The organism is Halomonas sp., from assembly GCF_031581305.1.
Lineage (GTDB): Bacteria > Pseudomonadota > Gammaproteobacteria > Pseudomonadales > Halomonadaceae > Halomonas.
The window spans coordinates 22,586-35,910 of the sequence record NZ_JAVLBC010000006.1 but is presented as its reverse complement, the minus strand read 5'-3'; the positions used below and the strand labels follow the sequence as shown (position 1 = coordinate 35,910).

At 64.5% G+C, this 13,325-nt stretch carries 15 protein-coding genes; 9 read left to right on the top strand and 6 right to left on the bottom strand.

Annotated features, from left to right (window positions below; all coding sequences use genetic code 11):
- From RI841_RS01320 to RI841_RS16460, 8 genes are all read left to right on the top strand, one after another.
- The coding region (locus RI841_RS01320) for an aldehyde dehydrogenase family protein (protein ID WP_310703735.1) at nt 1–642 on the top strand (642 nt) is incomplete at its 5' end.
- Nucleotides 643–650: 8 nt separating this feature from the next.
- Entirely contained in the window at nt 651–788 is a 138-nt protein-coding gene (locus RI841_RS01315; protein ID WP_310703734.1) for a hypothetical protein, read from the top strand.
- Entirely contained in the window at nt 785–2,164 is a 1,380-nt protein-coding gene (gene astB, locus RI841_RS01310) for an N-succinylarginine dihydrolase (protein ID WP_310703733.1), read from the top strand. Before RI841_RS01315 ends, astB begins: the two co-directional genes overlap by 4 nt.
- 5 nt (nt 2,165–2,169) lie before the next feature.
- The gene (zapE, locus tag RI841_RS01305; RefSeq protein WP_310703732.1) at nt 2,170–3,327 is read left to right on the top strand and encodes a cell division protein ZapE; all 1,158 of its coding nucleotides are present in this window, start codon (nt 2,170–2,172) and stop codon (nt 3,325–3,327) included.
- Entirely contained in the window at nt 3,311–3,436 is a 126-nt protein-coding gene (locus RI841_RS01300; RefSeq protein WP_310703731.1) for a hypothetical protein, read from the top strand. The genes zapE and RI841_RS01300 overlap by 17 nt, the downstream gene beginning before the upstream one ends.
- A gap of 73 nt (nt 3,437–3,509) precedes the next feature.
- Complete coding sequence (locus RI841_RS01295) at nt 3,510–4,256, top strand: trimeric intracellular cation channel family protein (RefSeq protein ID WP_310703730.1); 747 nt, start codon at nt 3,510–3,512, stop codon at nt 4,254–4,256.
- The gene (locus RI841_RS01290; RefSeq protein WP_310703729.1) at nt 4,253–4,435 is read left to right on the top strand and encodes a hypothetical protein; all 183 of its coding nucleotides are present in this window, start codon (nt 4,253–4,255) and stop codon (nt 4,433–4,435) included. Before RI841_RS01295 ends, RI841_RS01290 begins: the two co-directional genes overlap by 4 nt.
- Nucleotides 4,436–4,549: 114 nt before the next feature.
- Nucleotides 4,550–4,663, top strand: a complete 114-nt coding sequence (locus tag RI841_RS16460) for a DUF3541 domain-containing protein (protein WP_405000893.1) — start codon at nt 4,550–4,552, stop codon at nt 4,661–4,663.
- 113 nt (nt 4,664–4,776) lie between these two features.
- On the opposite strand, the gene RI841_RS01285 is transcribed toward RI841_RS16460, so the two are convergent.
- From RI841_RS01285 to RI841_RS01260, 6 genes are all read right to left on the bottom strand, one after another.
- Nucleotides 4,777–5,589, bottom strand: a complete 813-nt coding sequence (locus RI841_RS01285) for a PEP-CTERM/exosortase system-associated acyltransferase (protein WP_310703728.1) — start codon at nt 5,587–5,589, stop codon at nt 4,777–4,779.
- 56 nt (nt 5,590–5,645) lie between these two features.
- On the bottom strand, nt 5,646–8,474 hold the full coding sequence (locus tag RI841_RS01280; RefSeq protein ID WP_310703727.1) for an EAL domain-containing protein: 2,829 nt from the start codon (nt 8,472–8,474) through the stop codon (nt 5,646–5,648).
- 33 nt (nt 8,475–8,507) lie between these two features.
- A complete protein-coding gene (locus RI841_RS01275; protein ID WP_310703726.1) occupies nt 8,508–9,728 on the bottom strand; it encodes a hypothetical protein in 1,221 nt (406 codons plus the stop codon).
- Nucleotides 9,697–10,143, bottom strand: coding sequence for a hypothetical protein (locus RI841_RS01270; protein ID WP_310703725.1), 447 nt, complete (start codon nt 10,141–10,143; stop codon nt 9,697–9,699). Before RI841_RS01270 ends, RI841_RS01275 begins: the two co-directional genes overlap by 32 nt.
- A 372-nt stretch (nt 10,144–10,515) precedes the next feature.
- Nucleotides 10,516–12,000: a sodium:proton antiporter NhaD gene (gene nhaD / locus RI841_RS01265; protein ID WP_310703724.1), complete on the bottom strand. Its 1,485-nt coding sequence runs from the start codon at nt 11,998–12,000 to the stop codon at nt 10,516–10,518.
- A gap of 307 nt (nt 12,001–12,307) precedes the next feature.
- On the bottom strand, nt 12,308–12,535 hold the full coding sequence (locus RI841_RS01260) for a hypothetical protein (protein ID WP_310703723.1): 228 nt from the start codon (nt 12,533–12,535) through the stop codon (nt 12,308–12,310).
- 62 nt (nt 12,536–12,597) lie between these two features.
- On the opposite strand from RI841_RS01260, the gene RI841_RS01255 reads away from it, so the two are divergent.
- Complete coding sequence (locus RI841_RS01255; protein WP_310703722.1) at nt 12,598–13,305, top strand: DUF3581 domain-containing protein; 708 nt, start codon at nt 12,598–12,600, stop codon at nt 13,303–13,305.
- Nucleotides 13,306–13,325 lie beyond the last annotated feature (20 nt).

Here is a 13,325-nt window from a genome sequence, read left to right as displayed (position 1 = left end):
GGCGGCCAGCGCTGTACGTGCGCCCGGCGGCTGATCGTGCCCGAGGGCGAGGTGGGGGACCATCTGCTGGATGCTCTCAGCGATGCCATCTCGCGGCTGCGGGTGGCCGGCCAGTTCAGTGACCCCGCGCCCTTCTATGCCGGCCTGGTGAGCGTGTCGGCCGCCGACGGCCTGCTCAAGGCCCAGGACGATCTGGAGGTGCTGGGCGGCATAGTGCTGGCGCGTATGGCCCGCGTCGAGCCGGATACCAGCCTGGTCAGCCCCGCCCTGATCGACGTGACCGGCCTGGCGGTGCCCGACGAGGAGCACTTCGGTCCCCTGCTCAAGGTGCATCGCTACCGTGACTGGGACGAGGCGCTGCGCCTGGCCAACGACACCCGCTACGGCCTTTCTGCGGGGCTGATCGGTGGCGAGCGCGCCGACTGGGACGACTTCCTGCTGCGCATCCGCGCCGGCATCGTCAACTGGAACCGCCAGACCACCGGCGCCTCCGGCGACGCACCCTTCGGTGGCGTCGGCGAGAGCGGCAACCATCGCCCGAGTGCCTACTATGCCGCCGACTACTGTGCCTACCCGGTGGCCTCCATGGAGAGCGAGGCGCTGGTACTGCCCGAGACGCTGCCCCCGGGGGTGACGCTATGAGCCGGAACATGATGCCGAGTTCGCTCGAAGCGCTCCGAGTGCGCTCTTACAAGACCGCCGCCGACTACTGCGCCTACCCGGTGGCCTCCATGGAGAGCGAGGCGCTGGTCCTGCCCGAGACGCTGCCGCCGGGGGTGACGCTATGAGCCGGGCGATCCCGGACGTGCGCGAGGACAACGTTCTTGAGGTCAACTTCGACGGCCTGGTTGGCCCGACCCACAATTATGCCGGCCTCGCCGTGGGGAATGTCGCCTCCATGACCCATGGTGGTCTGGAGGCCAACCCCCGGGAGGCCGCCCTGCAGGGCCTGGGCAAGATGAAGGCGCTGATGGACGCGGGCTATCCCCAGGGCGTGCTGCCGCCCCAGCAGCGCCCCGACCTGGGAGCGCTTCGTCAGCTCGGCTTCACCGGCAGCGATGCGCGGGTACTGGCCCGGGCGGCGGTCGAAGCCCCGCAGATCCTGCGCGCGGTCTGCTCGGCCTCGAGCATGTGGACCGCCAATGCCGCCACGGTGACACCCTCCGTGGATGCGCCGGATGGCCGGGTGCACTTTACCCCGGCCAATCTGCAGTCGAGCTTCCACCGCTTCCTGGAGCCGGCCACCACCGCTCGGGTGCTGGCAGCGATCTTCCGCGACGAGGCGCACTTCGCCCACCATCCGGTGCTGCCGGCAACCCCCGCCTTCTCCGACGAGGGCGCGGCCAACCATACCCGCCTCGCCGGTGACCACGGCGAGCCCGGGGTGCATCTCTTCGTCTATGGTCGGGCGGCTTTCGGCTGGGGAGCCCAGGAGGGCGTGGTGCCCCGGCGCTATCCGGCGCGCCAGACCCTGGAAGCGAGCCAGGCGATTGCCCGCCAGCATGGCCTTACCGAGTCCCGGGTGGTGTTTGCCCAGCAGCACCCCGAGGCCATCGACGCCGGCGTCTTCCACAACGACGTCATCAGCGTGGGTAACGGTCCGGTGCTGCTCTATCACGAGCGGGCCTTCCTCGACGAGCAGGCCACCCTGGACGAGCTGAGGGCCAAGATGGCCACGCCACTGGTCCCGGTACGGGTCCCCGAGGAGGCGGTCAGCCTCGAGGACGCCGTGGCCTCCTACCTCTTCAACTCTCAGCTGCTCTCCAATCCGGATGGCACCATGACGCTGGTGGTGCCCGGAGAGTGCCAGGAGCGCGAGGGCGTCTGGCGCACCATTCAGGATCTCCTGCTGGCCGGCCACACTCCGATCGCCGAGGTGGTAGTCAAGGACGTCAAGCAGAGCATGCGCAACGGTGGGGGTCCCGCCTGCCTGCGGCTGCGGGTGGTGCTCTCGGCGGCCGAGCGCGCGGCCCTGTCGGGACGTGTCCTGCTCACCGAGGCCCTGTACGGCGAGCTCACCGCCTGGGTCGAGCGTCACTACCGCGACCGCCTGGCCCCTGAGGACCTGGCCGACCCGCAGCTGGCCAAGGAGACACTGACGGCGCTGGACGAGCTGACGGGGATCCTGGCGATCGGTGCTGTCTATCCTTTCCAGCGAGGATGAGGCCGATGTCGCCGAGGGACGTCTATTGCCAGGCGGTCGAGCAGGCCGGCTTTGCCTCGGACGAGGCCCAGTGGCAGGCGGTCGGCCATCTCGAGGCGTGCTTCCACGCCCTTCAGGAGGCGGAGGGCAGGGCCACGGCGGCGGCCATCCCGGGGGTCTACCTCTGGGGGCCGGTCGGGCGCGGCAAGACCTGGCTGATGGATGGCTTCCATCGGCACCTCCGGGTGCCTTCGCGTCGCCTGCACTTCCACCACTTCATGCGCTGGGTCCACCGGCGCCAGTTCCAGTTGAGCGGCACCGCCGACCCCTTGATGGCCCTGGCCAGGGAGCTGGGCGACGAGATTCGGGTGCTCTGCCTCGACGAGCTGTTCGTCGGCGACATCGCCGATGCGATGATCCTCGGGCGCCTGTTGAGCGCCCTGTTCGACCACGGGGTGACGCTGGTCTGCACCTCGAATCAGGCCCCCGGCCAGCTGTATGTCGATGGCTTCAACCGTGAGCGCTTCCTGCCCGCCATCGCGGCCATCGAGCGGCACATGCAGGTGGTCGAGCTCGACGGCGACCAGGACCACCGGCTGCATCCCGGCCAGGCCCATCCGCGTTACTGGGTCGCCCGGCCGGGGAAGCCGAGCGTGCTGGTCGAGGTATTCGAGCGATTGTGCCACGGGGAGCGGGTCTCTCATGATCCCGTCGAGCTCGGGCATCGCGCGATTCCGGTGGTGCGTCGCAGCGAGCGGGTGCTGTGGTGCCGCTATGCCGACCTGTGCGAACAGCCGCTCGCCGCGCTGGACTTCATCGCTCTGGGGGATCGCTTCGCGCATGTCCTGCTGAGTGACGTGCCTCGCCTGAGCGGCGGACAGCAGGCGGGCAGCATCGCCCGGGGAACCGAGGACGGGGTGTCCCGCGTCGCGACGGGGGACCGGAACTTTCCCGAGCTGGCCAGGCATGACGATGGCGTGCGCCGCTTCATCGCCCTGGTCGACGAGTGCTACGACCGGGGCATTCCTCTCTACCTGGAGGCGGAGGTTGCACTGGGCGAGCTCTATACCCACGGTTACCTTGCCTTCCCGTTCCGTCGGGTAGTGAGTCGCCTCCAGGAGATGCAGCTGGCACGCTACGGTCGACAGATAGAGGAGGAGGGCAGGCATGGCAGATCGGGGTGAGATCGTGCAGCTGAGCGCCGACTCGCTGCACCTGGAACGGATCGCGGCCTGGCAGCATGCCGAGTGGTCCCACCTGAGCCCCGGCGAGACGCTGGCCACGCCCGCCTGAACTGCCGGTCCGGTGCAGCGGAGAGACGGTCGGATGCGCTATGCTGCCGCGCAGTGGACAAGGGAGAGATGATGTGACGGGCGTGGTCTACTGGCTGGACATGGCGGGGGTGATCGTCTTCGCCCTCTCGGGTGTGATGCTGGCCTGTCGCTCGCGTATGGACCCCTTCGGCATGCTGGTGCTGGCGGCGGTGACCGGCATCGGTGGCGGCACCCTACGTGACCTGGTGCTGGGCGTGCGCCCGGTGTTCTGGGTGATGGACCCGACCTATCTCTGGGTGATACTCGCCACCGTGGGACTGTCGATCCTCGGCTTCCATTACATTCATCGTCTTTCGCGCGGCTTCCTGCCGGTGGCAGACGCCTTCGGCCTGGCGCTGTTCACGGTGATCGGGGCCCACAAGGCCCTGATGCTGGAGGCGCCCGGTGTGGTGGCGGTGGTCATGGGGCTGCTGACCGGGGTGGCCGGCGGCATGATCCGCGATGTGCTGGCGCGTCGGGTACCCATGGTGCTCAGGCAAGAGGTCTACGCCATCGCCTCGATTGCCGGTGGCGTGGTCTTCGTGGGCCTGGAAGCCCTCGCCCTGCCGCTGGCCGTTTCCATTGCCACGGGGCTGGTGGTCACCCTGGGGTTGCGGCTCTCGGCGATTCACTGGCATCTGTCCCTGCCGGTATTCGCCTGGGTGGTGGTGCAGCCGCCACCGATGCCACAAGCCCCCGAGGGCGGCGGGCAGGAGCAGGCGATGCCCCGCGGGCGCCCCAAGGCCAGGGTCAAGCTGATCTCGCCCGGGCGCGCCAGACGAGGGAGGAAGGCGAAATGAGCATGATCCTGATGGGAAGGGCCCGCCCCCCTGCCGTGCTCGTGACCTGGCTGATGGCGGTGCTCCTGTCGCTTGCCGGCTGTGCCGTCCCCCAGCGGGACCTCGCGCAACGGGAACAGGCGCTGGACCATGCGGCAGTGGCTGAAGGTCCTCGAGCGCGACGAGACGGCATTGCCTGACCTGCCCCCGCAAGCAATGCCACTACGCCTAGGTGGCCAACCTGGAGTATTGCCTGGAGGAGCTGGGTGTCACCACCTTTCGTGAGGTGATCATCACGGCCTTTCGTCAGCAGTATCCGCCGCGGCACCGACCTGGCTCATGGGGAGCACCGTAACGTGCTGGCCCTCATGCTGCTGGACTGGCCGGAGACGCTGCATACCGGGCCTGCCATTACCCATGGCGGGTGATGAAGTTCAAAACGCGGCAGCCAGCTTTGGACTTGCCTCTTCCTGAGCCTGCCGTTAGAGGCAGGAGCGTTCAGGTGCCGGCATGCAATACTACTTCTACTCCGGTATTCAGGTTATGACGTCGTGGATAGTGATTTCTGCTCGGTAAAATGGGTTTCCTGTGACTCCAGCTCATCCTGTATGTGTCGGTAAAGTGGCAGAAGCTTGGCGTGGATTTCCTTCTCAGCTTTGTGCTGGTCAATATAGAATGCACTTCTCTTCCCATGAAAATCGATGTTGTCACCAACTTGGGTGAAGTGGAAGCCTGACATGGCAAGCAGCCGTGGAAGCTTTGGCTCCATCATGGCGAAGACGTGTCGGCGATGTGTCATGCCAACAAGTGCATAGGTCGCAAGGAACAGACCGACGACAATCACGGGAAATGTCTGTTTCTCGTCCCGCGTGAATTCCAGGAAATGGGATGTCGCGCTCGACTCCCCTCCACCCTTGACTGACCTCCTTCGGAAAGGGAGAGATATCGCGAGCCTTGACACCTCACAGATCTCCTTTTTATCGAGCAGCGCCGGATGAAAGACATCATGGGTAAGGCTCTGGCCCGCATAGCTCTGAAGAGGGAGCCTTGTGTCACGACAGTCATTGTCAGACGACGGCAGCACAAGGCGCATGCAGCCAGCCGTTATGCCACTTCGACGATGTTCGATAAGGCAGTGTACAGAGCGCTCGTCATATTCGTCATATTCCAGCCTTTCGTGAGCATCAGCGGGTTCTTCATAGCCAAGCTCATCGCAATAGATCTCGTATCTTAAGCGATATATCCTCCGCTTTTCCTCGTCGCTTTTGGCGAGCTTGAAACGAAATTCGCTCCGGAAGCGTTCAAGCAATTGAGTAGATGACTCTGCATTGCTATCAGATGAGCAAGAATTCATTCTCTTTTCCTTGAGTTGGGAAGATAAGAAGGAGGCTCTTGATCAGCAAGAGTGCCCTATAGGGGGAAACCGAACGCGTGCTGTATGAGGACTGGCTTTCCTAGGTGGAAGCCCTGGCCATAGGTGATGCCATAGGACTTCAGCATCGGTAGCAGCGCCTCCTGATCGACGAACTCGGCAATCGCCTGCTTGCCGAAGCCGGCGGCAATATCGGCAATGGCCTGGACGATGACGCGGCTGTCGGGGCTGATCGGCAGGCTGCGGATGAAGGAGCCGTCGATCTTGATGTAATCCACTGGCAGCTGCCCCAGGTAATGGAAGCTGCTGAAGCCCACGCCGAAGTCGTCCAGGGCGGTGCGGCATCCAAGGTCGCGCACCGCGTGCAGCACACCGCGTGCCGTGGAGAAATCAGTGACGGCGGCAGTCTCGGTGACCTCAAGGATGAGATGGTGGGGGTCGGCACCGCTGGCAGCCAGTTCGTCGGCCAGATACTGCTTGAGGCCTTCATCATGCAGGGACTGACCGGACAGATTGACCGCCAGGCTGATGCCTCTCTCCTGCAGTTGACTGAGTATCCGCAGGCTGTGGCGCAGCACCCAGCGGTCGACCTGCACGATCTGGCCGCTGCGCTCCGCTATCGGGATGAAACAGGCGGGAGATACCAGGCTGCCATCGGCATCGCGCATGCGCAGCAGTACTTCGTAGTGCTTCACATCGCGATCCTCCAGCCGCATGATCGGCTGCACCATCAGCTCGAAGCTGTCCTCGGCCAGGGCGCTGCGCACGCGCTCGACCCAGTAGACCCGCTCCTGTAACTCGTCCTTGGCATTCTCGGTCCTGGAGAGCAGGTGCCAGTGCTGGATGCCACTCTCCTTGGCCTTGTACATGGCCACGTCGGCACTGGCCATGAGGTCGGCGGGTGTGGCGCCGTGGGTCGGGAAGAGGGCAATGCCGATGCTTGCGGTGACCCGGTGGCGCCGCCCTGCGGCCTTGAACCCCAGGCCGTCGAGCAACTGGCCGATATGCTGGGCAACCTGTATCGCCTGGTCCTCGTCGGCCTGCTCCAGCAACAGCGAGAACTCGTCGCCGCCCAGGCGGGCGATGACGCCGCGATGGCCCAGGTTCAGCAGGAGGGTCTCGGCCACCTCACATAGCAGGCGGTCACCAACATGGTGGCCGCTGAGCTCGTTGACTTCCTTGAACTGGTCCAGGTCCAGAAGCAGCACGGCCCCGCGTGACTCGCGCCAAATTGCCTTCTGCAGGGCGTCCTGGAAGTAGCGCCGGTTGTAGAGCTCGGTCAGGGGGTCGCGTTCGGCGAGCCAGGTCAGGCGAGCCTCCGCGGCCTTGCGCTCGGTGATATCGAGCCCCACCGAGATTCGTGACATGCTGTCGTCAGTGCTGGATGGAAGCGGGGCATGGTACCAGGCGATAGTATGGATGCGCTGGTCCGGCGTCTGCAGGGTCCGCTCCTCTTGCTGAGGGGTGTCGAAAGCGCCGACGGGGGAGGGACTGCCCGCCTCGAAGACGTCCACGAAATGGCGACCCAGCAGTGAGGGTTCATCCAGGTCTAGCATCGAACGGGTGTAGTCATTGACCAGGCTGATCCGTCCCCTGCTGTCCTGGGCGATGATGAAAACGCGGGCGGTATCCAGCAGGCTGTTCACGAAGTCCCGCTCCTTGGCCAGCTCCTCGACGCGCTCTGCCAACTGGTCACCGCGTTCCTGGACCTCTTCTTCCAGCATCTCGAGTTGACGCGAGAGTCCCAGCGTCGTGTCTTCCAGCACGTCAATCTCGTCCGGCAGGCGGTGGCGGACGGGGGGGATCGCGGCCCGGATATCGTCGAATCCTCCGCTGGCCAGTGTCGGCAACAGGCCGGCGATCCGGCGCAGGCGAGCCATGGGGCGCAAGAGTATCAGCAACAGCATCAGCTCCGCGGCGATCCAGCCCGCCAGGCCAACCCCCAGCAGGATTCGCGTGTCCTCGTTGATGGCCCGGATCTGAGCCGAGATGTCGGAGATCAACAGGAAGTAGCCGGTGCTGCGTCGGTCCGCGTCCTCATCCATGCGGACCGCGCTGAGCTCGAGGTGCCGGCCCCGATCCTGCAGTTGCAGAGGGGCTTGCAGCAGAGTGCTGATCGGACCGGCGCCGGCTGCCCGCTGCAAGATGGGCAGGCTCTCTTCCTGGCGCGTCAGGGCCAGGAGATAGCCATTCCAGGGGGCGAGGTGGCGCTCCTCGGCAAGGTCCCGACTCTCCAGCGGGCCAGTGACCAGCAGGGCCACCTCGGCGTTGGAGACCTCCCTGGCCTGTCGGGTCACATCGGCCAGCGAGCGGGAGAGCACGACCAGGCCGATGCTCTCACCCTTCACCAGCACCGGCACGGCGGCATACTGCTTGCAGTCCGTCGCACAGCGTAGTGCCGTGATGGGGGTCTCGGTGTCCATGACCCGCTGTACCCAGGTATGGATCGGCAGCCTGGCCTCCGGCTGGCCGGCGCCCCAGCGGCCCATGGGCCGTCCCCGAGTGTCCACCACCAGTATCTCGTCGATACCGGCCTCGAGTTGCAGGGTCGGCCACTGGGACGCCAGTGCCTCCTCGACCTCTTCGGCATTGCCCGCCTCGAGGGGCGGCCCGAGGCGTGGCGAGGCCGCGGCCAGGCCTGCAAGCTGGCGAAGGTTCTCCGCCGAGCGTTGGAGGGCGAGGCGGATCTCGCGCTGCTGGCGCTCATGGTACTGGTTACGGCTCTCCTGGAACTGGCGGGTCAGGTTATCGTGGCCCAGCCAGGTAAACAGCACCACGAGCCCGACCAGCAGCAGGCTGCTCAGGGCAACGACACGCCATGTCAGGCTGAGTCGGTGACGAGTCCGGAGGGACGCGGGGGGGGTCATCTCTGTGGATTCCTGGCCAGGAGCATGAAGACGTCAGAAACGCAACGAGAGCTGGAACAGTAGCATGTTCCAGCGGCGGCTGGTCTCTGATGGGTCAGGATTGTCCTGGATAGGCAACCAGCCGGTACCATTCACATGGTGATATTCGGCAGCCATCATGACTCGCGGGTTGAGGTTCCACTGGAGCCCTAGAGTCATATCCTTCGCGAATTGGCTGTGGGCAGGCCCTGCCCCACTGGCCTCGAATGCCTCGCCCGAGCGGTCGTCACGATTGCTGATCAGGTGATCGTAGCGTATCAGCCATTGCCAGTTCTCATCGAAGCGACGAGTGTACTGTACGTACCAGCTCTCGCCCGTGACGTCGAAGTTGAAGGCCGGGTTGTTGAAGTTCTCCAGCCCGGAATTCCGCAAGGCATATTCACCCGTCAGGCTCCAGTTCTCCGCGTTGTATTGCAGCGACAGGACCCATGGGGTGAAGTAGAAGTCACCATCACTAAGCCCTGGCATCGAGGAGTTGAAGCGCGCATTGGCGCTGGCCGCGCTGATGGCGGCAACGATCCGTCCCCCATCATGTTCATAGCGGATCTGGCCAATGGCAGAGCGTTTCGGATCAAGGCTCCCTGGAACGGAATCGAGTCTCAGGGTTTGTCGCAGGTCATCTCCCGCCTGCACCTGACCGACCCCTATTTGTGTCCTCAATGAACCTCGGCTGAGTCGCTCATCGTGATATAGGGAAACGCCATCGCCGGAAAGTGCCAGCGATCGGGTTCTGTCGAAATAGATGGACTGTGGCAACAGGATGCTGGGGCGAGTAAAAGCCACATCGCGGGTCTGGTTGTAGAAACCGAAGGGATTCTTGAAACGGCCGACCTGCACACCGAAGGTGCGCTGCTGATTGGAAAGCATCTGATAGTCGACTACGCCATAGTCGAGGACCGGACGGGCATCGCTGCCATCTCCCCCGGCGCGCCGGCTCAGTACCTGGGCGGCCAGCAGCACGTCCTCGTGGGGCCGCAGCGAGGCATTGGCACCGATTTCGGTGAACTTCAAGCTGCCCTGGCTCTCGCTGCTGGGGCCGAAGAAGTTGTTGTCGTCGGTGATGATCAGCGCCTGGCTCAGGAAGCCATGCATCTGGAGGGTGTCCAGTACGCCTTCGTCGCTGCGTGCCTGGGCAGAGAAGCCCAGTACCAGTGCAGCGGCCATGGCGAAGATGGAGCGAGGATCACTCCATCGAAATGACTTGGACACGATCATCCAGATACTCCCTTTCAAGATATCCCAGGGCGCCGGGCGTGGCGGCAATCCGCTCGCGCATCTCCGCCTGGTTACGAACACGGTCGGGTGCCTGCCCGGTCCCCGAGAACACCATGCGATCCCAGGCCAGCTGCAACTGATGCGGGTAGACGGTTAGTTGCTCCTTGGCAAAGCGCGCATGTACGGGATGGCTGTTGTCGAGCACGAAGACCCGCACGGCCTGGCCATCGGGCCAGGTGCGCTGCCTCATGGCGAAGATGGCACGGGTGGTATCGCGATTCAGCTGGCGAGTATTCACATCGGGGTGTGCCACCAGCAGGATCTCTGCCTCTCGGGCAATGGTCGATGCGCCGACCGGCGACAGGCCGATCAACAGCATCACGGTAGCCAGGGCCAGGAGGCTCAGGCGTCGCATGGAGTGCGCCTCCCCGGCTGGCGGTGATCGGTAGTGGCGCCTGCCGCCGCCAGGGAGGAGGTCAGGACTGACGGTTGCATCGGGGGGTGCGTTCCCGTTGTCGGATTACCGCCAGGCTCATGCACCATGCGGGCGCGGCCTGCACTTCATGTGTGTATGAGTAAATGACGTCTTCTCCCTGCAGCCCCGTGGGGCATCATCTTCTTATGTCCTATACGTATCAGGGGGTTACCCCGACAGGCATCAGGAAACGCATCGTGTCGGAACGACACGAATCATCCTTGTACGCTACATCACTTATAGGAAAATTACAGGCCGGCGTATCAACGCGGGATGAGACCCCGGCGGCGAGAGGCCGCCGGGAGGCAGGGATCAATTGAAGACGTGGAAGCTCTCGGCATTGAGCCACAGGTGGGTCATCACGCTGGCGATGTAGCCCAGGGCAATCACCGGAGTCCAGCGCAGGTGACCCATGAAGGTGTAGTTGCCGCGGGCCTGGCCCATCAGGGCGACGCCGGCCGCGGAGCCGATCGACAGCAGGCTGCCGCCCACGCCGGCGGTGAGGGTGATCAGCAGCCAGTGGCCATGGGACATGTCCGGTTCCATGGTCAGCACGGCGAACATCACCGGGATGTTGTCGACCACCGCCGAGATCACGCCCAGAGCAATGTTGGCGCCGGTGGCGTTCCAGCCGGTGTAGAGGGCTTCGGAGAGCATGCCCAGATAGCCCATGAAGCCGAGGCCACCCACGCACATCACCACACCGTAGAAGAACAACAGGGTGTCCCACTCGGCCCGTGCCACACGGTTGAAGACGTCGAAGGGCACCACGCTGCCCAGGCTCTCGAGCTTCTTCCAGTCGCCGCGCTGGCTGTAGCGGGTGCGCTTGCGTTCCAGGGAGCGTGGCAGGGTGCGGCGCAGGTAATAGCCAAAGAACTGCAGGTAGCCCAGGCCGGTCATCATGCCCAGCACCGGTGGCAGGTGCAGCAGGGTGTGGCAGGCCACGGCAGTGGCCACGGTAAGCAGGAAGAGGGCAATGATGCGGCGGGCGCCGCGCTTGAGCCAGACGTCCTCTTCCATGCTGGCGGGCTTGCGGTTCTTGATGAAGATGCTCATCACCACGGCCGGGATCAGGAAGTTGACCAGCGCCGGCACCAGCAGTTCGAAGAACTCCTGGAACTCGATCAGGCCGGCCTGCCAGACCATCAGGGTGGTGATGTCACCGAAGGGGCTGAAGGCGCCACCGGCATTGGCCGCCACCACGATGTTGACACAGGCCAGGTTGATGAAGCGTTTGTCGCCCTCGGCGACCTTGGTCACGACCGCACACATCAGCAGCGCGGTGGTCAGGTTGTCGGCGATCGGCGAGATCACGAAGGCCAGCACGCCGGTGATCCAGAACAAAGAGCGATAGCTGAAGCCCTTGCGGACCATCCAGGAGCGCAGCGCATCGAACACCCGACGTTCGTCCATGGCGTTGATATAGGTCATCGCCACCAGCAGGAACAGCATCAGTTCGGTAAATTCGAGCAGGGTCACGCGGAAGGCGTGCTCCGACTCGGCGGGCATGCCCGCCTTGACATAGACCCAGCCGATCAGCGCCCAGATGATGCCGGCCGCGACCAGCACCGGCTTCGACTTGCGCATGTGGATCTTCTCTTCGGCCATGACCAGGGCGTAGGCCAGGATGAAGACGGCGACGGCGAGCAGGCCCACGAAGGAGCCGGTGAGGTCGAGCTCGCCGGTGGCGGCGAGCACCGGGCCGCTGGCCAACAGCGAGAGCATGGCGAGCACGAGCATGCCCGGCCAACGGAGGGGTTGCCGTGGCCGGGGGGGTATACGACAGGTTGTCAGCATGGCTGCGATCATCCTGAGGCAGGAGGTGGGGAAGGGTTGAAAAGCGGAAAAATCTTATCACAGTGTGTTGCAATGCAATATGCCACTTATTTATTACCCTCGATTCTTTGTTAGGTGAGCGTTAGCTCCCATTCCCGGGCGCGGGACAGACAGGAAGAGGCGCGCCAGCAGGCCGCTGTCGCGCATGGCCAGATCGAGCCGCGCCCACCAGCCGGCCTCGCCTTGCGTCTGCTCGTCCCGGCGCTGGATGTTGTCCAGCCGCAGCCGGGAGCCAGAGGCGTCGAAGCGGCGGCTGATCAGGTTGCCATCACGCAGGCGGGCCTTCGACGTGCGCCTGCTCCTCGCCGATCCGGTGCAGGCTGAAACGGGGCAGCGACAGCATGAGCCTGGCCCCAGGCGAATCTTGCTCGCCGTCGACCTGGCCGCGAGCTTGTCCACCCTCGATCTCGATCCTGCCCCGGGTGGCGTCCTGTCCGGACTTCAGCGTCACCGCTGCGGCCTCGTCGGCCTGCGTTGCCATGGCGTTTTGTGGCATCATCTGCCTTCCCGGCAACCGCCGGCAGGGTTCAGACCGCCAACGACGCAGGCATACAGTGCATGTTTCTTGATGATTTCCATACGCTTACGGACGGGCGTATCCGCATTTCCGCACAGCAGGCCAGTCAGTTCGCCAAGCGCATTGCCGGCGACTATAACCCCATTCACAACCCGGATGCGCGCCGTTTCTGTGTGCCTGGTGACCTGCTCTTCGCCCTGGTGCTGGCGCGCTTCGGCCTCTTCCAGCGCATGACCTTCCGCTTTCTGAGCATGGTCGGGGATGGCACGCCGTTGTGTTTCAGCGAGCAGGACGATGGCCTGATTCGCGTCTGCGACGAGAACGGCAAGTGCTACCTGGAGGTCGAGCGCAGCGGCGAGATGACCCGCGACGAGTCGGTGGTGGAGGCGTTCACCCGCCGCTATGTGGCCTTCTCGGGCAAGAATTTCCCCCACTACCTCAAGCCGCTGATGGAAGAGAAGGGGGTGATGTTCAACCCGCGCCGTCCGCTGGTGATCTACGACAGCATGGGCTTCTGCCTGGAGCGCCTGGATGCGCCTGAGCCGGGCCTGGAGTTCGTCGATTCCTCGCTGGAGGTGACCGGCAAGCGCGGCGATGCATTGCTCGAGTTCCGCATCCTGGCGGGCGACGATGAGATCGGTACCGGCTCCAAGAAGCTGGTGGTCAGCGGGCTCTGCGACTACGACGCCGAGGCCATGGACGAGGTGGTCGCCGAGTTCTACCGCCTCAAGGCCGCCCACGAGGCCTGAGGCGGCACCGTCGAGCCACG

Bases quoted from the DNA above. Each gene is read 5' to 3' on its own strand.
- RI841_RS01260 (WP_310703723.1), bottom strand. From the start codon at position 12,535: ATGCCACAAAACGCCATGGCAACGCAGGCCGACGAGGCCGCAGCGGTG.
- astB (WP_310703733.1), top strand. From the start codon at position 785: ATGAGCCGGGCGATCCCGGACGTGCGCGAGGACAACGTTCTTGAGGTC.
- RI841_RS01300 (WP_310703731.1), top strand. From the start codon at position 3,311: ATGGCAGATCGGGGTGAGATCGTGCAGCTGAGCGCCGACTCGCTGCAC.
- zapE (WP_310703732.1), top strand. From the start codon at position 2,170: ATGTCGCCGAGGGACGTCTATTGCCAGGCGGTCGAGCAGGCCGGCTTT.
- RI841_RS01270 (WP_310703725.1), bottom strand. From the start codon at position 10,143: ATGCGACGCCTGAGCCTCCTGGCCCTGGCTACCGTGATGCTGTTGATC.
- nhaD (WP_310703724.1), bottom strand. From the start codon at position 12,000: ATGCTGACAACCTGTCGTATACCCCCCCGGCCACGGCAACCCCTCCGT.
- RI841_RS01255 (WP_310703722.1), top strand. From the start codon at position 12,598: ATGTTTCTTGATGATTTCCATACGCTTACGGACGGGCGTATCCGCATT.
- RI841_RS01315 (WP_310703734.1), top strand. From the start codon at position 651: ATGATGCCGAGTTCGCTCGAAGCGCTCCGAGTGCGCTCTTACAAGACC.
- RI841_RS01290 (WP_310703729.1), top strand. From the start codon at position 4,253: ATGAGCATGATCCTGATGGGAAGGGCCCGCCCCCCTGCCGTGCTCGTG.
- RI841_RS01280 (WP_310703727.1), bottom strand. From the start codon at position 8,474: ATGACCCCCCCCGCGTCCCTCCGGACTCGTCACCGACTCAGCCTGACA.
- RI841_RS01285 (WP_310703728.1), bottom strand. From the start codon at position 5,589: ATGAATTCTTGCTCATCTGATAGCAATGCAGAGTCATCTACTCAATTG.
- RI841_RS01275 (WP_310703726.1), bottom strand. From the start codon at position 9,728: ATGATCGTGTCCAAGTCATTTCGATGGAGTGATCCTCGCTCCATCTTC.